The organism is Paraperibacillus marinus (genome assembly GCF_046237605.1).
Taxonomy (GTDB): Bacteria; Bacillota; Bacilli; order Bacillales; family DSM-1321; genus Paraperibacillus; species Paraperibacillus marinus.
The window spans coordinates 3075146-3097202 of sequence record NZ_CP143542.1 but is presented as its reverse complement, the minus strand read 5'-3'; the positions used below and the strand labels follow the sequence as shown (position 1 = coordinate 3097202).

The following is a 22057-nucleotide window of genomic DNA, read 5'->3' as shown; positions in this document are numbered from 1 at the left end:
TTATAGAACCTGACAAAAGCAAATCCCCCTGCAGCTGCAGGAGGATTTTTTGACGTATAATGCCTCAAACCGCATGGAGGCTTAGTTCATGTTCGGATACTGTAAATAGTTTCGCTCCTTCTCCTGAAGGAGGGAAATAGGCAATCAGCAGGGAGGGAGTTGCGGTGCCTGCGGCAATATCGAACTCTATTTTCTCTACCATAGTATGCTTATGAAGCTCCTTCTCACCGAGGGACAGGAGACTGAACTCAGTGCCGAGCAATTGTGGGTTTTTCAGGATCTGTCTGTAAATTTCATTCCGGTCTTCTTTCGTCAGGCCGGTCTCCCACCAGGTTTTGCGAGGCTTATACTTATGGCCGGCCAGATAATCATATCTCATCAGGCCATCAGCAGCGGGGCTTTTCTTGACACTTGCGGCGAGGAATTCTTCAAGCCGTTTGAAAAGATCCTCAAGCTGATGTCCAATTCTTGACCAGCCCCGCTCTTCCCAGTAAGAACCAAATTCCTGGAAGAAGTCGAAGGCGGTGGGAAATGCATGGGAAACCAGGTACTCCATGGTCCGGTCCATCCGGTGGTCATTCCAGTATTTTTCCAGAACATCCTCAACCTGTTTGATTCTTACAATATCTTCAAAGCTCAACAGATTGTTTCCCAGGATCTCATATGGCGACTTGTCCATATAGATGTACCCATGCTGCGCAGCGGTATGTCTAAGGCCGGTCCCCCTAAGCATCTTAAGGAATCCTAGCTGGAGCTCCTCGGGCCTCAGGGCAAATACATCATTGAAGGTCTTCTTAAAGGTTTCATAATCCTCCTCAGGAAGCCCGGCAATCAAGTCGAGATGCTGGTCTATTTTTCCTCCATCCTTGACCATCGTGACGGTACGGGTAAGCTTCTCCCAGTTCTGCCTTCTTTTCACAAGCTCGTTTGTTGGATCATTGGTTGACTGGACACCTATTTCAAATCGGAAAAGCCCTTCGGGGGCATTCTGGTTCAAGAATTCGATGACCTCCGGCCTCATGATATCCCCCGTTATTTCAAATTGGAAGACACTGCCGGGCACATGTTCGTCAATCAGGAACTGGAACATCTCAAGAGCGTAGCTGCGGCTGATGTTAAAAGTTCTGTCCACGAACTTGATGGTCTTCGCACCGTTTGCCAGTAAGTAACGGATATCCTCCTTCACCTTTTCCCTGTCAAAATAGCGTACGCCAACCTCGATGGATGACAGGCAGAACTGGCAGCTGAAGGGACAGCCTCTGCTGGTTTCGATATAAATCACACGTTTGGACAGATGGGGAATGTCTTCAACAAAACGATAGGGAGAAGGCATTTCCCTCAAATCAAGCTTTGCAGCCCCCGGCTGAATTTTATGTTTGCCGTCTACCCGGTAGGCAAGGCCGGGTATGGCCGAGAAATCGCGGCTTCCATCAAGCTGGATAAGCAGTTGTTTGAAGGAGGCTTCGCCTTCACCGATGACGATGAAATCCGCTTCCGGGATCCTGTCCAGCCAGTGAATGGCATCATAGGTTACTTCCGGACCGCCGAGGATGATCGTCAGTTCAGGCTTTATTTTTTTCAGGATAGAAATGACTTTTATCGTTTCTTCAATATTCCATATATAACAGCTGAAGCCGATGACATCGGGATTCTTATTGTAAAGGTCCGTTACGATATTGATGGCGGGATCCTTGATGGTGTATTCAGCGATGCCGACATTGTATTCAGGCTCCGCGCAGGCTTTTAGATAGCGGATGGATAGACTGGTATGGATATACTTGGCATTAAGGGTAGTACAGATAATATTCATGTGAGCTGCGTTATGTACGCATGACACTCCTCTCGGGTAATAGGCTGACTTAACTTCTTATTATACCATTTTTCCGGGGGGATATTCCTATTTCCCTGCAATTTGCCAGGCATTTCGTAAACAATAAGAAGAGTATTGGATATGATTGCTGAATGGAACGTAAGGTGCTCTGCTTCTGCGGGGCGCGCGGTGAGCTTCTCGCCTGCGGGCGGAAGCATTGCAGCTGGACCGTGAGTTTCACACGCTAATCACCCTGTGCAGGCGAAACCAGCTTGGGAAAAGGGGAACACAAAAACGGCACCTAAGGAGGCGCCGTTTTTCAGCCATGAAATGGCTTCCTTAATTGATTCTTTAAGAACTGAAAGTAGACTCTTGTTTTGACCTTCAGAAATTTCAGCCTGTTTGTCCGGAGTTCAATGATGGGCTGTGCAAGTGAAGCAATTAAGTTACTTGAGAGGGCAATGGTGATGATCAGTGATATACCCGCCAGCATGATGAAATTCTCGGCATCTGTAAAGAAGCTGTGCAGGGAGCTTTCTTTGAAAAACTTGATGAAGAAACCATGAAGCAGATAGACATACAGAGTCTGCTTTCCCCAATTGGTAAAGAAAAATTTCCTGTTGGGCACGAATGAAAAGAAGCTGAGCACCATCGCCAGGCTGAGTCCATACAATCCCAGCCGCTTGAACATGGCGAATACCTCTGCCCCGCCGAGCTCGTCATACGGCTTGGACCCAAGAAGCCATTTATAATCGATGTCTTTATTAACGTAGAACCAGGTAAAGACTGCAGCGAATGTTAGTGCAGAAATGATCCTGGCCTTGCTGCACATCAGCTGCTTGATATCTTCTTTGCCGAGGTGATAGCCAAGCAGGAAAACCGGGAAGAAAACAAGCGTCCTCGACAGGCTGAGAAAATTTGATATTTCATTGATATAGCCTGCACCGAGTGCTGCTATGAGTGACAGTCCCAAACCCCGCCAGGTCCCGAGCTTAGCAAACAGGGGAAGCATGAGGTTCCAGCAGAATAAACTGACCAGGAACCAGAGCGCCCACTGCGGGTCCAGCAGATTGAAGGTAATTTCCTGCTTGTTATATAGATAATAGTAGTAAACCGTATAAATCACTTGAAAAATCAGATAAGGGATGATCAATTTTTTTGCCAGTTTCCCCGCATAGCCCTTTTCATAGATTCCTTTTGCAAAAAATCCTGAAACAAGGATGAAAGCAGGCATATGGAAGGTATAAATCACCTTGTAAATGGTATAGATGATCTCGTTGTCTTCTATATAAGTCCTTAAGAGGTGGCCGAACACAACCAGCACCATTAGAATGAATTTTGCATTGTCGAAGAAAAAATCACGCTCTTTCATAATGTCCTCCTGGTGTAAGGCTTGTCAAAAGCAGTATTCATTTACCCGTACCACTATAAGGGAAAACCTGATGATTATCAATGGGAGGTCCTGCCCCTATGGCCTCATTCAGGATGGCAAGCCTAAATTAGTTAATAATTCCTGTTTTTTCATAATTTAATAGGATTTTTGTAAAAGTATGTAGAATAAATAGTGTCAGAAAAAAGGAATTGCCCTTACCATGGACAGGCGGAGGTGTGTTTTTTTGTCTAAAGCAATTTACTCAGAGGAATTAAAAGAATGTCAGGCAGAGGTGCTGTCTTTGAGGCAGCAGGTGAAAATGTACTATGATTTTTTTGGAGTGATTTCGGATGCACTCATCATAGTGAACAAAGATGATCAAATTGTATATGTGAACGGATTGGCCTGTAAGCTGTTCAACCTTCAGGAAAACGAGCTTTACCGGCTTTACTTAGATAAATTTCTTCAGCTTGTGCCAAAGGAAATCCGGAAATACCAGAATACCATGCTTCAGAAGGAAGGCGTGTATTCCGATGAGTGGACCATCAAACTGGGTGACGGGTCTGTTAAATATGCCGAATATGTAGCGACGCTGGATAAATTGGAAGAAAAGCGGATCTACCGCATCAAAGATATCACCATCCAAAAGAGAAGGGAACAGGAGCGGAATATCTCCGTCCAAATGTTTGCAGACCTCTTGAACCAGGCGGTCGATAATATCGTAATCTTCAATACAGACGGGGAAATAATTGATGTGAATCCTTCCTTCTGCCGTACTGTCGGAGAAGCAAAGGAGGCTCTTTTCGGCAAATGCATCGATGATTTTGTCGATGCGGCGTACAGAGAGAAATGGAAGGCTGAAAAACTTTTGGTGGACCAGCATGGATCTGTTGAAGGAGAGGTAGTCTTCCACCATGCTAAGGGATGCACCCATTATGAATATATAACAAGCACGAATATGCTGAACGGGCTTTATATGAGTATTATGAGGGATGTGACAGAAAGGCTCAGCATAGAAAAGAAGCTCCGGAAAAGTGAAAGGAATTTTACTGACTTGTTCGAACAGGCTCTCGATGCCATTGTCTTTTATGACAAGGATGGCGTCATCCAGCATGTAAATCAATCAGCGGCAAAAATCTTTGAAACCAAAAAACAGGACTTGATCGGCATGAGAATGTCAGACTTTGTCCTGACCAGGGATGCACGGTACTATTATCTGCAGAAGGAGCTGCAGGAAAAGAAGGCCATCCGGGCAGAGATGTTCTTTTTGATGGGAAATGGACAGAAGAAGCTCCTGGAATTCACTTCACGGATCCATGAGGAGGACGATCATGTCATCACCATCCTCCGCAATGTCAGCGAAAAATATCAGATGGAGCTCCAGCTCAGGAAAAGCGAACAAAAATTCAGGAAGGTATTTGAAGATTCGATTGACGGCCTCATTCTCTGGGACAGTTCGGGCAGGATTGCGGATATCAATGAATCTGGATTAAAAATACTCGATATCCCAAAAAGCATCCCGGCCCATTCCATCTATGACCTGATCAATCTGATGCCGGAGAATGCCCGTAATTTCGAGCAATATCTGGAGGAGCTGAACGAATTTGAATTCAGCAGTTCCATCATTCCCATCCATTATCATGATGGCACAATCAAGCATATTGAATTTTCCACCAGAATCAATACCGGTCTTTCCTTGACGGTTTTCCGGGATGTGACGGGTCAGCTTGAGATGCAGGAACAGCTGAGGAAGTCGGACACCCTGAATGTAGTAGGGGAGCTTGCTGCCGGGATTGCCCATGAAATAAGGAATCCAATGACCGCTCTCAAAGGATTCATCCAGCTCCTGGAAGGAAGCATCCAGGAGGATTATACAACATACTTCCGTGTGATAAAATCCGAGCTGCAGCGAATTGAGTCCATCATTACCGAGTTTCTCGTGCTTGCTAAACCGCAGGCAGTCAAGTTCCTTCAGAAGGATGTAAAAGAAATACTGATGGATACCATTGAATTGATGAGAGCCCAGGCGTTGATGCAGAATATACAATTTGATTCTCTCTATAGCAAAAAGGTGGAGAAAATCTATTGCGAGGGAAATCAGCTTAAGCAGGTATTCATAAATATTATCAAAAATGCGATCGAAGTCATGCCAAAAGGCGGGGTCATCACCATAAAAACTGACGAGTACATGGACAAATTCGTCAGGATCTCAATCAGTGACCAGGGGCAGGGAATCCCGGAGGAAAAAATCAAGAAATTAGGGGAACCTTTTTATACCACGAAGGAACGGGGCACAGGCCTTGGGCTTATGGTAAGCTACAAGATCATCGAGGAGCACAAGGGATGGATCTATGTGGAAAGCAAAGAAGGTGCAGGAACAACCTTCCATATCCATCTCCCGGTCGATGGACGTGAAGAAGATATGTCATAACAGCGGCACCACAAAAAGGCAGGCAGGGAAAAAACCAAAGGAGAGCTTCTCCCTTGGTTTTTTATCGATTTATTACCTTTTTGATTTCCTGCCCGTAGTCGGGATGAATGATCCCCTTCTCCGTTATAAAAGCCGTAATCAGACTTCCCGGGGTCACATCAAATGCTGGATTAAAAACATGAACACCCTCCGGGGCGATGCGGCTGCCGTGAATATGGGTAATTTCCTCCGGATTTCGTTCTTCAATCGGAATGGATGCTCCGGATGCAGCCGACAAATCAAACGTGCTCGAAGGGGCTGCAATATAAAAAGGAATATTGAAATGTTTAGCCAGTACGGCAAGGCCGAATGTCCCGATCTTGTTGGCGGTATCTCCGTTTGCGGCTATCCGGTCAGCTCCTGCGATGACCGCGGTGACATCCTTTGTAAAGATGGTATGTGCGGCCATATTGTCACTGATTAATGTAACATCCACACCGGCCTCCATAAGTTCCCATGCTGTCAGCCTGGAACCTTGAAGAACAGGGCGGGTCTCCAGGGCGTACACTTTCAGGTTCATGCCTTTTTCAGCTGCCAGGTGGAAAGGGGCCAGGGCAGTTCCGTACTTTGCAGTCGCAATTCCGCCGGCATTGCAGATGGTCATCGCCCGGTCGCCGGCTTTAAAAAGGGATAAGCCATACTCGCCGATCTGCCGGCAGGTTTCTTCATCCTCCAGGTATATTTTCAGGGCTTCATGTACCAGGTCAGTTTTTGCTTCGTTCACGGTGACAGCCCCGGCAAGGACCGATTCCATCCTGTTCAAAGCCCAGAACAGATTTACTGCGGTAGGCCGCGATCCGGCCAGATAGGAAATGGCCGATTGTACCTTTATTTTGAATTCATGGAAGTCTTCATCCTCCAATGCCCCAGCAGCCAGTGCCGTCCCGAAGGCCGCTGTAATTCCGATGGCCGGAGCTCCGCGGACTTTGAGCGTCACAATGCTGTCATAGACATCCTCCAGGGTGTGAAGCTCCAGGTATTCGGTCTTCTGCGGAAGAGCCTGCTGATTCAGTATCGTTATATGTGTATCATTCCATTGAATGGAAAGAGGCAGTGCTGTTTTTTGCATATCTGATTAACTCCTTCTCATGATACTGCGATTCCTATTTTCCCGTTAAGGTGTTATGCATTATGAAAAGGCGGCAGCCTTCATTTGTTCTTGAGCGGTCTTGATAATACCGTTAATGTCGTCAATCTGCCCGCGGCGGAGGATCAGCTCTCTCCCGATTCTTAAAGCAGATTTTTTTGCTGCAAGCCTTTCGCTGTCATCTTCGATTCCGTCCAGATCTTGAACATGGGCGAGGCCGATCGTACGTCTGATCAATTCACAGCCCGCAAAGCCAAGGGCATCCCGGAAGGTCTTTTCAAGTACAGCTTCCAAAAAGCCTGGGGTGGTGCAGTATATTTCATTTCCTTCATCATGCCAGAGCCCGGTGTATATAGTTTTGAACGTGCTCCATACCTCATCAAGATGATGGTATATAACTTCTTTTCCAGTTTCCGTCCTGGAGATGGCCTGAAACAGGAGGTTAGCGAGGTATTGGCCAAGGTCAAATCCTGCAGGGCCGTAGAATGCGAACTCTGGATCAATCACCTTTGTTTCGGCAGGACTTGCAAAAATGCTTCCTGTATGGAGGTCTCCGTGAAGGAGTACTTCCTGTTCCGTCATGAAGCTCCTTTTCAGCTTAGCGGCTTCAACCTTTAAGGGCTGATCAGCAAAAAGGCTTTGGACATCGGGTGTAAGAGCCTCTTCAAAATCATTTGTTTCATGATCGAAAAATGGGTCGGTAAACACCAGGTCCTCGGTGATTTTGCAAAGCTCCGGATTTGTGAATTGCCTGGCAAATTCTTTTTTCTTCCCGGGATCCAAGAAGAAGTCGGAGGTGTAAAAAAAGGTCTTTGCCAGGTACTGGCCGATATGCCTGGACAATTCAGGATATTCCTGCCCCGCGTTCAACCCTGTCCTGGCAATGGTCAGTCGGGACAGATCTTCCATGACTGTAACGGCGAGCTGTTCATCGGAATAATAGACCTCAGGTACCAGCTCAGGGCAGAAGCTGCCGAATATCTTCAGTGCATTCGCTTCAATCACGGCGCGCTTCAGGGTGAGCGGCCAGGATTCACCGACTACCTTCGCATATGGAAGAGCCTGCTTGATGATGATCCCCCTGCCAGTCAGTGAATCTTTTATATGAAATACATAATTTAAATTTCCATCCCCAATTTCGCTGCAAGAAAGTGAGCTTCCTTCTTCAAATAATCCTAACCGGATAACCAGGGCGATGGCAGCAGGCCCGCTCAACGGCTCGTATGCTTGTATGCTTTCTCCCATTTTCCATTCCTCCTAGGCGGGTTCAATTGATCCCAAAATATAACTTTTTAATCCGGATTTCCATAAAAAAACGCCTCTTCCTTATACAGAAAGAGGCGAAAAGAGCAGCTTTGCACCTCTTATCTGGCAGAAACCAAGGTTCCTGCAGGAATTAGCACCGTGCCTTACTGAACATTCAGGCGCATTCATTTAATCGCGCCCCATCTCACAATGGTATTACGGTCGGTTGCTGGGCTTCATCGGGCCATATCCCTCAGCCTGCTCTTGATAAGAGTAGTATGAAATTAAGACTGCCATCCGTTTGTCTGGCTCGTTGTGAATCATAACAATTTTGAAAATATTTTGTCAACCATTTTTAGTAAAAAAAGAAAATCATTTGTAAAATTCAGTTCTTCTGTCCTGGAAGACGGGAATCATCCCCCGGACTTCCTGAACCTTGGCAAGATCCAGTTCAGCGGAGAGAATCTGTTCGCCCTGTCCGCCCTCTTCAAGTATTTCTCCCCACGGGTCTATGATTAACGAACAGCCGCCGAATGCATTCTTCGGATCGGAGCCGGATCGGTTGACCGCTACCACATAAGCCTGATTTTCAATCGCTCTGCTGATCAGGAGGCTTTTCCAGTGCTGAATCCTCGGCGCCGGCCATTCTGCCGCGACGAATAAGATTTCAGCGCCATCAGCCGCATGCGTACGCATCCACTCAGGGAAACGGATGTCATAGCAGATAAAGCCTGCACAGGATGTGCCATCAAGCACGAAATGCCCATCACTGCTGCCAGGCTGCAGATAGTGATGTTCGTCCATCAGCTGAAATAAGTGCAGCTTGCTGTATTGCTTTATTTCCTGGCCGTTTTTATCAACAACAAGAAGGGTGTTGTAGACACCATCTTCTGTCCTCTTGGCAACAGAGCCGCCGATGATATGAAATCCATGCTTGAGGGCACAATTTTTCAGAAAGGAGAGAGTGGTCTCTGCCCGGTCGTCTGCAATGGAGTCAAGCCGGGTCAAATCGTAGCCCGTAGTCCACAGTTCAGGCAGGACCACAGCGTCTGGACTGCTTTTGGCTGCTTCAGCCAAAAGGAGTTCAGCTTTTTTATAATTTTCGTCCGGATTGCCAAAGGCAATGTCCATCTGAATACAGGCAATTTTCCATTTCAAGTTAAACACCTCTGTTTAGCGTCAGATTATCTTTACAATCTCATGTTAACGATATATCATTTGTGATTAGAATTTCAAGAAATTTCAGAGAAGGTGTTTGAGATGCTTCATTTTGAAAAATCCGATTTATTGAAGTCTCTGCCAACGCAGTTTTTTGCATCTCTTGTTGCAAAAGTCGGGGCAATCACGGCAAAAGGGCATGATGTCATCAATCTTGGGCAGGGCAACCCGGACATGCCGACGCCCTCACATATCGTACATAGGCTGCAGAAGGCAGCGGCTGTCCCTGTTAACCATAAATATTCTCCCTTTCAGGGATATCCGTACCTCAAGGAGGCGGCGGCAGCATTTTATAAAAGGGAATATGGGGTGGACCTTGATCCTAAATCGGAAATCGCGATTCTGTTCGGAGGAAAAGCCGGGCTTGTGGAACTTCCGCAATGCCTCCTGAATCCCGGCGGTACAATCCTGGTTCCGGATCCGGGCTACCCTGATTATTGGTCTGGTGCGGCTATGGCCAAAGTGAGGATGGAATATATGCCGCTGCTCGAGGAAAATAATTTTCTGCCAGATTACGATAAACTGAGTCCGGAAGTTCTGGATAGTGCGGGTATGATGTTCTTGAATTACCCGAATAATCCCACAGGTGCTGTAGCTGACAGAGCCTTTTTTGACGATACAATCGAGCTCGCAAAGAAGAACAGCCTCTGCATCGTTCATGACTTTGCATATGGTGCCATTGGCTTTGATGGGAAAAAGCCGCTGAGCTTTATGCAGTGTGACGGATCAAAAGATGTGGGCATTGAAATTTATACACTGTCGAAAACCTATAATATGGCGGGCTGGAGAGTCGGCTTCGCAGTCGGAAACCGCAGTGTGATTGAAGCCGTTGAACTGCTGCAGGACCATCTGTATGTGAGTCTGTTTCCAGCCGTGCAGGAAGCAGCAGCGGAAGCGCTTCTTTCTTCCCAGCAGTGCGTGGATGAGCTCCTTGGCATGTATGAGTCGCGCATGAAGGTTTTTGTCGGCGGATTGCAGAAGCTTGGGTGGGATGTGAGTGCGCCGGCTGGTTCCTTTTTTGCCTGGCTTAAGGTGCCGGAAGGGTATACATCTGAACAATTTGCCAATCTGCTGCTTGAAGAAGCCCATGTGGCAGTTGCGCCCGGCATCGGTTTTGGGACGTATGGAGAGGGCTATGTAAGGGCCGGCCTGCTGGCCTCTGAGGAAAGACTGGCTGAGGCTGTAGAGCGGATCAAGAGCCTGAATATTTTTAAATGATTAAATTATTTGTTAATTGGGATTGACAGGAGACAAATTTACTGGCATAATCCTAATTGTTTAAGGATACATGAATCCGACATAACGCAGCGGATTTTATCCGCTCATTAATTTTATATATCATATTCTTATTTTGAGCAGGTGGAGGGAACTAGCCCGATGAAGCCCGGCAACCGACTGTAATTCCATTGTGAAATGGGGCGCAGGATTTTTCCTGCGCCGGGATGAAAATTCCTTAGAGCACGGTGCTAATTCTTGCAGCCTTTGGCTGAGAGATAAGAAGCTGGTGTCACTGCCTCTTCTTATGAAGGGGCTTTATTTATTTTTCTGGCAAAATAGCATGCTGGCACGTCTAAGGAGAGATTTTATGAGCGAAGTGATTGCAGCCTACCTGGTCCATGAATCGAGCATAGAGGCAGAGAAGAAAGCTGAAGGGATTGCCCTGGGTCTCACAGTGGGGACTTGGACAGGATTGCCCCAGCTTGAAAAGGAACAGCTGAAAAAACATAAGGGCAGAGTAATATCTGTCTCAGAGATTGAAGATTCAGAGGCTGCGAACGGATATTTCGGAAAACCCACAAAGCGGTCATTGATCAAGATCGCTTATCCAGCAGCAAACTTTTCGAGCGACCTGCCGGCCATCCTGACAACCGTTTTTGGAAAGCTCTCACTGGACGGGGCAATCAGGCTCATCGACCTGAGTTTTGAAGGCACCCTGAAGGCCGCTTTTCCAGGGCCGCGTTTTGGGACCTGTGGCATCAGGGAAAAACTCGGTGTGAAGGACCGTCCGCTTGTCATGAGCATTTTCAAGGGAGTTCTTGGAAAAGACCAAACATACCTGGAGGATCAGCTGAAGGAACAGGCACTTGGCGGTGTAGATGTAGTCAAGGATGATGAAATCCTTTTCGATAATCCGCTTACACCTTTCAGTAAAAGAATCCAATTGAGCCGGAATCTCTTAAATTCGATTTATGAAGAGACCGGGCATAAGACATTATATGCTGTCAATCTGACCGGGCGGACCTTCGATCTTAAGGACAAAGCAAGGAAAGCGGCTGAAGCAGGGGCAGATGCCCTGTTGTTCAACGTATTTTCATATGGACTTGATGTGCTTCAGGCTTTGCGGGAGGATCCTGAAATCGGGCTTCCGCTCATGGCCCACCCTGCCTTCAGCGGAGGACTTACAGCTTCTGGAATCTTTGGAGTGGGAAATCCGCTGCTGCTCGGGACATTGGTCCGAACTGCCGGCGCTGACTTCTCGCTGTTTCCTTCACCATATGGAAGTGTAGCCATTCCAAGAGAGGATGCACTCGGCATCAGCAGAAACCTGGTCTCTGAAGATGCACACTGGAAAAAGGCATTCCCTGTACCATCGGCAGGCATACACCCAGGCATGGTCCCGGATTTGATTTCAGATTTTGGGGTGGACAGTGTCATCAATGCCGGCGGCGGCATTCATGGGCATCCGGATGGGGCCAGGGGAGGCGGCAGAGCCTTCAGGCAGGCAGTAGATGGAGTCTTGAGCGGGAGCGGCCTCCTGAATTATTCCGAAGAACATCCTGAACTCAGGAAGGCGCTTGAATTGTGGGGAGGTGTCCCAAGGTAGGCTATGAGACCAATCATTTTTTGTGATTTTGACGGAACTATTACAGAATCGGACAATATCATTTCATTGATGAAGGAATTCGGCCCTGAAGGATGGCGTGACTTGGCAGATGCGGTCCTGAATAAGAAAATCAGCATCTCTGAAGGAGTGGGGAAGATGTTTTCTCTGCTGGAAAGCAGCAAGAAGGATGAAATCATCCGCTTTGTGGAATCAAACGCTGTCATCAGGCCCGGGTTCCGGGAATTTACAGGCTTTGCAAAAGAGCAGAACATCCCCTTCTATGTGGTCAGCGGAGGCATCGATTTCTTTGTAGAGCCTATGCTTAAACCCTTCAATGGGATTGCTGGGGTCTACTGTAACCGCGCCAGCTTTAAAAAGGATTATATTGAGGTAGAATGGCCGCACAGCTGTGACAGTTCCTGTTCTAAGGCTTGCGGCTGCTGCAAACCCAGCATCATGAGGAGCATTGCTTCGGAAAAGGAATTTAAGATTGTGATTGGCGACTCCATAACAGACCTTGAAGCAGCAAAGATTGCTGACCTTGTCATAGCAAGGGATTATCTCAGTGAAAGATGTGCGGAAGAAGGTATTCCCTATCATCCTTTTACAACCTTTTATGACTGCATGGAAATAGTGGCCATAGAATTGGGGGCAGCTGTATAGTGGATTATCGTGAGAAGTGGGAAGAACTGGCTGACATAAAAGACGAGCTGGCTGCCCGTGACTGGTTCATGGGCACGAGCGGCAATCTCTCCATCCGGGTGGCTGGCAATCGTTTTCTGGTAACGGCAAGTGGAAAAGATAAGCGGAAACGGACTCCTGACGATTTCCTCCTCGTGGATGAATACGGACGTGCGGCAGAAGAGACCGCCCTTAGGCCGTCCGCTGAAACCCTGCTCCATGCAGCGATATACCAGCGGACAGAAGCGGGCTGCATCCTGCATGTACATACAGCGGAAAATAATGTGATTTCTGAACTGCATGGAGATTCGGGGAGCATTTCCTTCACAGGACAGGAAATTATCAAGGCATTTGGGAAATGGGAGCAGGATGCTGAGTTAAGAATTCCTATCATCTTCAACCATGCAGATATCCCTGCACTGACAGAAGAATTAATTCCCCACATAGAAGGCGATTCTGGTGTGGCACTGATCCGCCGCCATGGCATTACAGTTTGGGGCAAAACAGGCTTTGAAGCTAAAAAGCTGCTCGAGGCTGCAGAATTTTTATTCCGATATGAACTGTTGCTGCTTCAAAGCAAAGCAGCCTTTGCAGTAAACCAAAAATGAACAAGGAGGAAAGAACATGGCAACGATCTACATCCAACAAACAGAAGAAACCATTGAAAACCGCGAACAGGTGATTAACTTCCTTGAAGAACAGGGAGTCATTTACGAGGAATGGGATATCAATAAGCTGCCCAATTCCCTAAGGGAAAAATTTGATTTGAATGATGAAGAAAAAGCGGGAATCCTCGATAGCTTTGCTGAGGAAATTGCTGATATATCCGCACGCCGCGGCTATCAGGCCCAGGACGTTATTTCCCTCTCTGATGCCAATCCAAATCTCGACCAGCTTCTTGCTAACTTCAAGCAGGAGCATCATCACACAGATGACGAGGTCCGCTTCATCGTCAGCGGCCATGGAATCTTTGCGATTGAAGGAAAGGATGGAGTTTGGTTTGATGTTAACCTGAATCCCGGAGATTTAATCAGTGTCCCTGTCAACACCCGCCATTACTTTACCCTTCAGGAAGACCGCAAAGTAGTAGCGGTGCGCATCTTTGTCACAAGTGAAGGCTGGGTGCCAATCTACGATAAAGAACAGCTGCAGGCTTAATAAAAGGCTTTCCCGGGACTGCTCCGGGAAAGCCTTTTATTATTTTACTACCGTATTTTCTGTCCCTGTTTTTTTCCATTCCAGGTATTGCTTGATGTCATAATCCAGCTGGGAAAGCACAAAGCCCAGGACTGCGATGTCGTCCATCAAACCGAAGCCTAAAAGGAAATCTGGAATAAAATCAAGCGGTGAGACAAAATAAATAATCCCAATCAGGATGATGATGAGCGACCGGTATGGAATCCGCCTGTAATCTCCCGCTGCCCAGGCTTTGGCCATCTCCATCAGGAGCTGCAGCCTTTGCCAGACACTCTTTAAGGCAGTCTCGTTTTTTGCTGCTTTTCCGGCCGCCCTTTTCATTAGAGTACTGCTTCTGCCTCGATCACCGGCGATTTTGTCTGCCTGGGTCCTGAACATCCGGTAAGCGATTTTTGTGAAAAACCATTTTCTAAGCATGCTTCCCACCTTCTTTTTGGCTCCTTTACCACAAAGTACGTTCGGGCAAACAGCTTGAAAGAGAGCTGTATCTCCACTGCAGCCCTATGAAAGGTTGTAGTTTTATACCCTTTTTTAGCATCTTTTGTCTAGTATTGCGATTCCCTTTACAAAGAGGAGGGAACTGGCCATAATGCTATAGTATAATACCATTTTTCAAAAGGAAGTATGTGAAATCATGGAGTCCATGCCCCTTAAAAACTTACAGGAAGTTATCCGGATTAAACGCAGTGAATTAATTATCACGGCAGAAGATTATGGATTGACCCACGAACAGACGATTAAAAGCAGCCAGGAATTGGACAAGCTGATCAATGAATATCTCGCTTTCACACCCATGGAGCGTTTCAATGTATAGACCAGTTGCAGTATGTATATCTGCCAATGGTTTTAAGCACAGGAGAAAGCCCTCCAGCCAAAAAGCGGAGGGCTTTCACGTGCCTTGAAACTTATATCTGCAATAATAGCAGCATGAAGATAAGCCCCGCGATAAATGCATAAGTTGACAAGGTTTCATTACCGTCCCCATGGCTTTCGGGGATAAGTTCCTTATAGATAATGAACAGCATAGCACCCGAAGCAAAGGCAAGGCCATAGGGTACAAGGAAATCAAGATAGGCTGTGAGACTGTAGCCGAGCAGTCCCGTCACGATTTCAATGGCGCCGGTCAGAGTGGCAATAATAAAAGCCCTGAATCTGTCAATTTTCTGGTTAACCAGAAATAGGGCGACTAATAAGCCTTCCGGAGCATTCTGCAGACCGATTGCCAGTGCGATCAGGTTTCCCGTTCCTTCAACATCCGAGGCATAGCTTACCCCGACAGAGAGTCCTTCCGGGATATTGTGAAGAGTGATAGCCGATATGATTAATAGAGCTTTCTGATCAAACTCAATGCCGCTTCTGGAGTGCTGCAAATCTATGTGTGGTATGTTTTTTTCTAAAAGGTTCAGGGCACCGACCCCGAGGAACATACCGCTGGTCAAAGCGGTGAATCCGCCGGTATCCATGGCCTGGGGAATCAGGCCGAACATGCAGGCGGCCATCATGATCCCCGCTGTAAGCGCTAAAATTACATCTCTCCACTTATGGGTGATGGAGCCAGGAAGAAATAAAATCAACAGCGCTCCGGCACCGGTGGACATCGCGGATAAAATACTTCCCAGTAATACTTCTGTCATCTTGTTCTCCTTCTTATAGGGTGCTTTATTTTATTGATCAGTGCTGCCATTTTCTGTGGAAAAGGGGCGGAGCTGCATGTGTCATAAGGTTTCCAGCAGCCAGGTGGTTCCTTTCCATGCATCAGTTGCGAGTAAAAACCCATGTTTGTTTCTGTGAGAATTTCTACTTATATCATATATCGCCAATCAGGCTTTGAACAGACTTCTAAAGGAATGTCCTAGTCAGTATATACTATTTGGCGGCTTCTCCCAAAAAGTTTACTTTATAAAATATATTGAATTTTCAAATCCATTCTGATTAAAATAAGTGTTACAAGTGCAATTTTCAGGTGGTGAACTTTTTGAAAATCGATGAAACAGACCGGAATATCCTTAGCCTGCTATCCAATAATGGAAGGATGTCCTATGCTGAAATCGGAAAGGAATTAAGCCTTTCCAGGGTAGCGGTAAGGGAAAGAGTCAACCGGATGGAGGAAAACGGAGTTATTGAAAAATTCAGTGTTGTGATAAATTCCGAAGCTGTCGGAAAAAAGGTATCTGCCTTCTTTGAGGTGGATTGTGAACCGGCTTTCCTGGTATCGGTGGCTGAGAATCTTGCCAACAATCCCAGTGTAGCCAGCTGCTACCAGATGACAGGACCAAGCACCCTACATATGCATGTCCTCGTGGAGGACTTTGCTTCCCTGGAGAAGTTCATCAATAATGAACTTTATGCGGTGGAAGGGATCAGCAGAGTGGAGAGCCAGATTATGCTGAGGCGGTTCAAAAGCAGGACAGGTTTAAGGCTGTAAAGAAATTAGTAAAATGAATGCAAACCCCCGATAATTTTATCTGGGGCTTTTTTACGTAGTTATACGATTATTAAAATTAATTACATTTTCCCACTAGCAATTTGTCAGAATATATATTAAAATCAAAAAATACCATTATTGGTTTCCATTGTTAAACAACTTATATCTTTTGATTAACAAACGGAACCAAACAAAGGAATTAAACAAATTATTGGAATGCGCTTTCATTTCAAAAGGAGGGAAAGAATTGCTGGGTCTAATTGTCAGAAGATTTCTTCAATTGCTGCTGCTGCTCCTTGGAATTTCCTTCATCGTCTTCATGAGCATGCATATTGCCCCGGGGGATCCGGCCAATATCATCGGGGGACCGACAGCCACCAAGGAGGATATTGAAGGCATCCGGGAGAACCTGGGGCTAAACAAGCCTATATTGGTTCAATATGTGGATTATTTAAAAGGAGTGGTACAGGGGGATTTTGGTTTCTCCTTCCAAACAAAGGAATCCGTTTCCGAAGCCTTATTGAGCAGGTTCCCGAATACACTCAATCTAGCCATAGCAAGCATCATTGTCGCTGTCGTCATTGGAGTCACGGCGGGAATCATTTCAGCACTTAAGCATAATTCCTGGTTTGACGGAGCCGCAACGGTTGTCTCTCTGGCAGGGATTTCAATCCCAAACTTCTGGCTGGGGGCAATCCTGATCCTTGTATTTGCGGTCAATCTTCAATGGTTCCCTGTCGGGGGACTTACCGAACCATTTTGGACGATCGAAGGAATGAAGCAGCTGGCCCTGCCTGCGATCACATTGGGGACAAGTTCAGCCGCGATGATAGCCAGAATGAGCCGTTCGGCCATGCTTGAGGTGATCCGGGCAGATTATGTCAGGACAGCCAGGGCAAAGGGTGTGAAAGAAAGGACAGTCGTTCTTGTCCATTGTCTCCGGAATGCGATGATACCTGTGATAACGGTCATCGGCCTTAATTTCGGATTTTTGCTTGGGGGGACGATTATCACCGAACAGGTCTTTGCTATAAACGGGGTAGGCAGGCTGATGATTGAATCTATCGCTGCAAGAGATTTCCCGATGGTGCAGGGGGCCGTTCTTTTAGTCGCAACACTATTTGTTTTAGTCAACCTGGCAGTGGATTTAGTGTATGCGTTCATTGATCCGCGCATCAGTTTTGAGTAAGGGGGGCAGTGCTATGAGAGCAGAAACAGTCAGTGAAGCAGCTGTCGTCCTGCCAGCGAAAAAAAAGGACGCGGCCTTCATGAAAATAATGAAAAAACTTTTAAAGAACAAAGTGGCTGCGGTGGGCCTCATCATCATTTTGGCACAGGTCATCCTCGCTGTCTTCGCACCGGCCTTTGTTGTTCATGATCCTGTGAAACAAGATCTGGCAATGGCAGAACTGGGAGTCGGTACAAGCGGCCACTGGCTTGGGACAGATAATTATGGGCGCGATATGTGGAGCAGGCTCGTCTACGGAGCCAGGATTTCTCTGATTGTCGGAATAGGCGCAGTCGCACTCGGCCTGGCAGGTGGAATTGCCCTTGGATTGATATCGGGCTATTACCGGAGATTAGATGGAATTATTATGAGAATTGTAGATTTATTATTTGCCTTTCCAGGAATCCTGCTTGCCATGCTGGTCATTGCGATTCTTGGCACGAGCCTGGTTAATGTCATCATTGCCATCAGTATCTGGTCGATACCGACATGTGCAAGGATTGTCCGCGGCAGTGTTCTTTCAATCAAGAAACAGGAATACATACTGGCCATGAAATCGCTCGGTGCAAGCGACACCAGAATCTTAATCAAGCATGTGCTGCCCAATTGCATGGCGCCGATCATCGTATTCGCCACCATGAGGATGGCAACCGCGATTCTGTCAACTGCCTCGCTCAGCTTTTTGGGGCTTGGGGCACAGCCGCCGACTCCGGAGTGGGGGGCGATGATTTCGGCAGGACAGGATTTTATGTGGACTTCGCCGCATATGATCGTCATCCCGGGAATTGCCATCATGCTTGTGGTTTTTGCCTTCAATGTGGTTGGGGATGCCCTGCGTGATGCACTCGATCCAGGCATGAATGTAGATAACTAAAATTCAGGAGGAATAAATATGCGTAAACTTTTGACTAAATGGCCGGCCTTACTTTTCGTTTTGGTATTAACTTTAGCAGGATGCAGCAGCAAATCGTCATCAGGTCAAAGCGGAAGCGGGAAAGATGCCCAGGAAATCACCTATGCAACCACCTCAAAAGTCGTAGGGCTCTCCCCGATCCTGACTAATGATTCAGTCTCTTCTGCTGTAAATGAACAAATCTATGAAACTCTGTTTTACCGGGATTCCAAGACGAATGAAATAAAAGGACTCCTTGCCGAAAAGGCTGACAATCCGGACCCCAACACCTGGGTCATTACCTTGAAAGATGGAATCAAATTCCAGGATGGAACAGACTTTAACGCAGAGGCTGTAAAATACACGTTCGATAAAATTAAAGATCCCAAAACCGCCGCTCCGCGCGCCTCGCTTCTGGAGCCGATTAAATCAATAGAAGTAAAGGATGCAAAAACAGTAATCCTGAAGACCAAAAATCCGTACGGACCAATGCTTGCAGCCCTGACACATTCCAATGCTGCCATTGTCAGCCCGACAGCTGATAAAAAGCAGGATTTGATGAAGAATCCGGTCGGTACAGGACCATTCAAATTCAAGGCCAAGGAAAATGGAGAGGACATTGTGCTCCAGGCTAACAAAGACTACTGGCAGAAAGCCCCGAAACTGAAAAAAGTCACATTCAAAGTAGTGCCTGAGATTACTACGGCTGTTTCAATGCTGCAGACAGGCAAGGTGAATTTCCTTGATAATGTTACCGCTGAATTACTGCCCCGTGTAGAAAAAATAAAGAGCGCAGGCATTGAAAAGAAACCAGGTACACCAGTCTATTACATGGCCTTCAATATGGATAAGGCGCCTATGAATAATCCTGAATTCCGAAAAGCCGCAGCATATGCCATTGATACAAAGGGCTATGTAAAAAAACTGCGCGGGCTTGGAGTGGAATCCGGCTCATTCATCGGTCCCGAGCTATTCGGATATGACAAGTCATCAGAGCAAAAAGCTATACAGTATGACCCTGAAAAAGCGAAAGAGATTGTTAAAGCAAACGGCTTTGACAAGCAGCAAATCACACTGCTTGCCGCAAATACGGCCGGCTACATGAATATGGCTGAAGTGTTCCAGGCCCAGCTCGCGGAAGCGGGAATCAAAGCCAAGATTGAAACTCTTGAATGGGGCACATACCTCGAAGCCTCACAGAACGGCAAATTTGATCTTACTGTTGCAGGCTGGTCAAATGTGACGGGTGATGGCAGTGAACTGCTATTCCCTAGACTTCATTCGAAAAATGCAGGCTCAACCAATGTAGGCCGATATAAGAACCCGGAGCTCGATAAATTAATTGAAGCTTCCCGTTCAACAGTTGACCAGAACGAACGGAAAAAATTCCTGAAACAGGCTAACGAGCTTGTGCTTTCAGACCTTCCAGTCATCCCTATTTACCATGGAGTTGCATCGATAGCTGCTGATAAATCCGTAAAGGGCATCAATCTGGAGCCTACCGGCCAATGGAGTCTATACAACGCGGAAAGAAAGTAGGGATAGTATGGCCGAGAAAATCTTGGAGATTGAAAATCTGGTGACTACATTCAAAACCGGGGGCGGTGAAGTTTCTGCCGTCCGCGGAATCTCCTTTTCATTACAAAAGGGAGAGACACTATGCATTGTAGGGGAGTCTGGATGCGGCAAAAGCATCACTGCCCTTTCCATCATGGGACTTCTTGCGGGAAATGCAAGCTCCCAGGGGAAAATCGAGTTCAAGGGTGAAAACCTGCTGAAGCTGGATAGCGACAGGATGAGGAAAATCCGGGGGAACGAAATCTCCATGATTTTTCAGGAGCCGATGACAGCCTTAAACCCCACGTTCACCATCGGTTTCCAGCTGTGTGAGCCGCTCATGATCCACCGGAAATTATCTAAAAAAGCTGCAATCCAGCAGGGGGTGGAACTCCTGCGCCAGGTCGGCATCCCGCTTCCTGAAAAAAGGATGAAGCAATATCCCCACGAGCTGTCAGGAGGCATGCGCCAGCGTGTGATGATTGCCATAGCACTAGCCTGCAATCCTAAGCTGCTGATTGCAGACGAACCTACGACCGCACTGGATGTCACCATCCAGGCGCAGATCCTCGATCTGCTGAATGACCTGAAAGACGAATTTGAAACAAGTGTCATCATGATCACGCATGATATGGGGGTAGTGGCAGAGACGGCAGACAGGGTGATTGTCATGTATGCAGGTGAGATTATTGAGGAAGGCCCGGTGGAGGAAATATTCACAGAACCAAAACATCCGTATACGAAAGGGCTGCTCTCATCTGTGCCAAATGTCGATGATCCTGATTTCAGCCTGAATCCGATTCCGGGTTCGCTGCCAAGCTTGAATGAACAGATCAGCGGATGCCGGTTCCATCCACGCTGTCCCTATGCCATGGAAAAATGCAAGGTCCAGCCGCCGGATGTCACACAAGGGTCAAATGGCCATTCGGTAAGGTGCTGGCTTCATGAGGAGGAAGGTCATGAGTACACAAACTACAAGCCAACAAGTGCTGTATAGCCTGGACAATATAAAAAAGCATTATCCTATCAAAGGCGGGATCCTAAAGCGTGTAAAAAGCCATGTAAAAGCAGTCGACGGCATTTCCCTTGATATCTATGAAGGAGAAACATTAGGGGTGGTCGGTGAGTCCGGGTGCGGAAAATCCACGCTTGGCCGCACGATCCTTGGGCTGGAAAAAGCAACGGAAGGAAAAATGAAGTTTAAGGGCGATGACTTGTCAGAAAAGACAGCCCGGCAGCTGAAGCCGTACAAACGTGAAATGCAGATGATCTTCCAGGATCCGTATGCTTCTCTGAACCCCAAGCAAAGGATTGGAGATGCCATTGAAGAGGCACTTTTAATCCACACAAAACTCAGTCCGGATGAGAGAAGGGAAAAAGTCCTTGAGCTCCTAAGGGAAGTGGGTTTAAAGGAAGAACACTATGGCCGGTATCCACATGAATTTTCCGGCGGCCAGCGCCAGAGGATTGGAATTGCCAGGGCCATTTCCATAAACCCGTCTTTCATCGTCTGTGATGAGCCGGTGTCGGCCCTTGATGTTTCCGTTCAGGCACAAGTGATCAAGCTGCTTCAGGACCTCCAGGAAAAACATGGCCTCACTTATATGTTCGTTTCGCATGACTTAGGGGTGGTCCGCCACCTTTGCAGCCGGGTCCTCGTTATGTATCTTGGCCAGATGGTCGAGCTGGCACCGGTTGAGAAGCTGTACACAAATCCAGTCCATCCTTATACAGAAGCCCTCTTATCAGCCATCCCGAGGCCGGTCGTAGGTAAAAGGAGGGAACGCATCCGCCTGACAGGAGATCTGCCAAGTCCCACCGATCCCCCTGCCGGCTGTGCATTCCATACACGCTGTCCGCTTGCCACTGAACAGTGCAAGCTTGTGAGGCCTCAGTGGCGCGAAATAGAAGAAGGCCATTTTATCGCCTGTCATCATAAATAGGGAAGAGAACCCTGTAAGTAAAAAGAAGCGGAGCGGCCTTATAAAGGCTCCCTCTGCTTCTTTCATTAGAGCAAAGGGCTTAAGCATCATGATTGAATATGAAAAAAA

20 protein-coding genes and 2 riboswitches are annotated in these 22057 nt (G+C 47.1%); of the genes, 13 read left to right on the top strand and 7 right to left on the bottom strand.

Features of this window, described 5'->3' with window-relative positions:
• Window positions 1-64: 64 nt before the first annotated feature.
• Window positions 65-1810, bottom strand: a complete 1746-nt coding sequence (locus V1498_RS15580; RefSeq protein WP_409299314.1) for a B12-binding domain-containing radical SAM protein — start codon at window positions 1808-1810, stop codon at window positions 65-67.
• Between the two features lie 319 nt (window positions 1811-2129).
• Entirely contained in the window at window positions 2130-3182 is a 1053-nt protein-coding gene (locus V1498_RS15575) for an acyltransferase family protein (RefSeq protein ID WP_409294597.1), read from the bottom strand.
• Between the two features lie 244 nt (window positions 3183-3426).
• Here V1498_RS15575 and V1498_RS15570 point away from each other — a divergent pair, with 244 nt between their 5' ends.
• A complete protein-coding gene (locus V1498_RS15570; protein ID WP_409294596.1) occupies window positions 3427-5613 on the top strand; it encodes a PAS domain S-box protein in 2187 nt (728 codons plus the stop codon).
• A gap of 61 nt (window positions 5614-5674) precedes the next feature.
• Here the strand turns inward: V1498_RS15570 and mtnA are convergent, their stop codons facing one another.
• From mtnA to V1498_RS15555, 3 genes are all read right to left on the bottom strand, one after another.
• Window positions 5675-6721 (bottom strand): S-methyl-5-thioribose-1-phosphate isomerase, encoded by a 1047-nt coding sequence (mtnA, locus tag V1498_RS15565; protein WP_409294595.1) that lies wholly within the window; start codon window positions 6719-6721, stop codon window positions 5675-5677.
• Between the two features lie 60 nt (window positions 6722-6781).
• The gene (gene mtnK, locus V1498_RS15560; protein WP_409294594.1) at window positions 6782-7984 is read right to left on the bottom strand and encodes an S-methyl-5-thioribose kinase; all 1203 of its coding nucleotides are present in this window, start codon (window positions 7982-7984) and stop codon (window positions 6782-6784) included.
• A 116-nt stretch (window positions 7985-8100) separates the two neighbouring features.
• Window positions 8101-8258, bottom strand: a riboswitch (SAM riboswitch).
• 98 nt (window positions 8259-8356) lie between these two features.
• Window positions 8357-9142 carry a carbon-nitrogen family hydrolase gene (locus tag V1498_RS15555; protein ID WP_409294593.1) on the bottom strand — a complete coding sequence of 262 codons (786 nt, stop codon included), beginning with the start codon at window positions 9140-9142 and terminating at the stop codon, window positions 8357-8359.
• Between the two features lie 102 nt (window positions 9143-9244).
• Between V1498_RS15555 and V1498_RS15550 the strand changes: the two genes are divergently transcribed.
• The 5 genes from V1498_RS15550 to V1498_RS15530 all read left to right on the top strand — a co-directional run bounded on the left by V1498_RS15550 (window position 9245) and on the right by V1498_RS15530 (window position 13865).
• Window positions 9245-10420, top strand: a complete 1176-nt coding sequence (locus V1498_RS15550; protein WP_409294592.1) for a pyridoxal phosphate-dependent aminotransferase — start codon at window positions 9245-9247, stop codon at window positions 10418-10420.
• Between the two features lie 125 nt (window positions 10421-10545).
• Window positions 10546-10702, top strand: a riboswitch (SAM riboswitch).
• 85 nt (window positions 10703-10787) lie between these two features.
• On the top strand, window positions 10788-12026 hold the full coding sequence (gene mtnW, locus V1498_RS15545; RefSeq protein WP_409294591.1) for a 2,3-diketo-5-methylthiopentyl-1-phosphate enolase: 1239 nt from the start codon (window positions 10788-10790) through the stop codon (window positions 12024-12026).
• 3 nt (window positions 12027-12029) lie between these two features.
• Window positions 12030-12689: a 2-hydroxy-3-keto-5-methylthiopentenyl-1-phosphate phosphatase gene (locus tag V1498_RS15540; protein WP_409294590.1), complete on the top strand. Its 660-nt coding sequence runs from the start codon at window positions 12030-12032 to the stop codon at window positions 12687-12689.
• Window positions 12689-13315 (top strand): methylthioribulose 1-phosphate dehydratase, encoded by a 627-nt coding sequence (locus tag V1498_RS15535; RefSeq protein ID WP_409294589.1) that lies wholly within the window; start codon window positions 12689-12691, stop codon window positions 13313-13315. Before V1498_RS15540 ends, V1498_RS15535 begins: the two co-directional genes overlap by 1 nt.
• A 16-nt stretch (window positions 13316-13331) precedes the next feature.
• The gene (locus V1498_RS15530; RefSeq protein WP_409294588.1) at window positions 13332-13865 is read left to right on the top strand and encodes a 1,2-dihydroxy-3-keto-5-methylthiopentene dioxygenase; all 534 of its coding nucleotides are present in this window, start codon (window positions 13332-13334) and stop codon (window positions 13863-13865) included.
• Between the two features lie 39 nt (window positions 13866-13904).
• On the opposite strand, the gene V1498_RS15525 is transcribed toward V1498_RS15530, so the two are convergent.
• Window positions 13905-14321: a YkvA family protein gene (locus tag V1498_RS15525; protein WP_409294587.1), complete on the bottom strand. Its 417-nt coding sequence runs from the start codon at window positions 14319-14321 to the stop codon at window positions 13905-13907.
• A 226-nt stretch (window positions 14322-14547) separates the two neighbouring features.
• Here V1498_RS15525 and V1498_RS15520 point away from each other — a divergent pair, with 226 nt between their 5' ends.
• The gene (locus V1498_RS15520; protein ID WP_409299312.1) at window positions 14548-14718 is read left to right on the top strand and encodes a Spo0E family sporulation regulatory protein-aspartic acid phosphatase; all 171 of its coding nucleotides are present in this window, start codon (window positions 14548-14550) and stop codon (window positions 14716-14718) included.
• 91 nt (window positions 14719-14809) lie between these two features.
• Here V1498_RS15520 and V1498_RS15515 read toward each other — a convergent pair whose 3' ends face one another.
• On the bottom strand, window positions 14810-15538 hold the full coding sequence (locus V1498_RS15515; RefSeq protein WP_409294586.1) for a ZIP family metal transporter: 729 nt from the start codon (window positions 15536-15538) through the stop codon (window positions 14810-14812).
• A gap of 341 nt (window positions 15539-15879) precedes the next feature.
• Here V1498_RS15515 and V1498_RS15510 point away from each other — a divergent pair, with 341 nt between their 5' ends.
• The 6 genes from V1498_RS15510 (at window position 15880) to V1498_RS15485 (ending at window position 21949) form a co-directional block, all read left to right on the top strand.
• The gene (locus V1498_RS15510; RefSeq protein ID WP_409291964.1) at window positions 15880-16329 is read left to right on the top strand and encodes an Lrp/AsnC family transcriptional regulator; all 450 of its coding nucleotides are present in this window, start codon (window positions 15880-15882) and stop codon (window positions 16327-16329) included.
• 247 nt (window positions 16330-16576) lie between these two features.
• Window positions 16577-17518, top strand: coding sequence for a nickel ABC transporter permease (gene nikB, locus V1498_RS15505; RefSeq protein ID WP_409294585.1), 942 nt, complete (start codon window positions 16577-16579; stop codon window positions 17516-17518).
• A 79-nt stretch (window positions 17519-17597) separates the two neighbouring features.
• Window positions 17598-18431, top strand: a complete 834-nt coding sequence (locus V1498_RS15500) for an ABC transporter permease (RefSeq protein WP_409299311.1) — start codon at window positions 17598-17600, stop codon at window positions 18429-18431.
• An 18-nt stretch (window positions 18432-18449) separates the two neighbouring features.
• The gene (locus tag V1498_RS15495; protein ID WP_409294584.1) at window positions 18450-19988 is read left to right on the top strand and encodes an ABC transporter substrate-binding protein; all 1539 of its coding nucleotides are present in this window, start codon (window positions 18450-18452) and stop codon (window positions 19986-19988) included.
• A gap of 7 nt (window positions 19989-19995) precedes the next feature.
• Window positions 19996-21003, top strand: a complete 1008-nt coding sequence (locus V1498_RS15490; RefSeq protein ID WP_409294583.1) for an ABC transporter ATP-binding protein — start codon at window positions 19996-19998, stop codon at window positions 21001-21003.
• On the top strand, window positions 20966-21949 hold the full coding sequence (locus V1498_RS15485; RefSeq protein WP_409294582.1) for an ABC transporter ATP-binding protein: 984 nt from the start codon (window positions 20966-20968) through the stop codon (window positions 21947-21949). Before V1498_RS15490 ends, V1498_RS15485 begins: the two co-directional genes overlap by 38 nt.
• Window positions 21950-22057: the final 108 nt, after the last annotated feature.

Coding starts and splice junctions, on each gene's coding strand:
- V1498_RS15580 (WP_409299314.1), bottom strand. CDS start 1,810: ATGAATATTATCTGTACTACCCTTAATGCCAAGTATATCCATACCAGT.
- V1498_RS15575 (WP_409294597.1), bottom strand. CDS start 3,182: ATGAAAGAGCGTGATTTTTTCTTCGACAATGCAAAATTCATTCTAATG.
- mtnA (WP_409294595.1), bottom strand. CDS start 6,721: ATGCAAAAAACAGCACTGCCTCTTTCCATTCAATGGAATGATACACAT.
- mtnK (WP_409294594.1), bottom strand. CDS start 7,984: ATGGGAGAAAGCATACAAGCATACGAGCCGTTGAGCGGGCCTGCTGCC.
- V1498_RS15550 (WP_409294592.1), top strand. CDS start 9,245: ATGCTTCATTTTGAAAAATCCGATTTATTGAAGTCTCTGCCAACGCAG.
- mtnW (WP_409294591.1), top strand. CDS start 10,788: ATGAGCGAAGTGATTGCAGCCTACCTGGTCCATGAATCGAGCATAGAG.
- V1498_RS15540 (WP_409294590.1), top strand. CDS start 12,030: ATGAGACCAATCATTTTTTGTGATTTTGACGGAACTATTACAGAATCG.
- V1498_RS15530 (WP_409294588.1), top strand. CDS start 13,332: ATGGCAACGATCTACATCCAACAAACAGAAGAAACCATTGAAAACCGC.
- V1498_RS15525 (WP_409294587.1), bottom strand. CDS start 14,321: ATGCTTAGAAAATGGTTTTTCACAAAAATCGCTTACCGGATGTTCAGG.
- V1498_RS15520 (WP_409299312.1), top strand. CDS start 14,548: ATGCCCCTTAAAAACTTACAGGAAGTTATCCGGATTAAACGCAGTGAA.
- V1498_RS15515 (WP_409294586.1), bottom strand. CDS start 15,538: ATGACAGAAGTATTACTGGGAAGTATTTTATCCGCGATGTCCACCGGT.
- V1498_RS15500 (WP_409299311.1), top strand. CDS start 17,598: ATGAAAATAATGAAAAAACTTTTAAAGAACAAAGTGGCTGCGGTGGGC.
- V1498_RS15495 (WP_409294584.1), top strand. CDS start 18,450: ATGCGTAAACTTTTGACTAAATGGCCGGCCTTACTTTTCGTTTTGGTA.
- V1498_RS15490 (WP_409294583.1), top strand. CDS start 19,996: ATGGCCGAGAAAATCTTGGAGATTGAAAATCTGGTGACTACATTCAAA.
- V1498_RS15485 (WP_409294582.1), top strand. CDS start 20,966: ATGAGTACACAAACTACAAGCCAACAAGTGCTGTATAGCCTGGACAAT.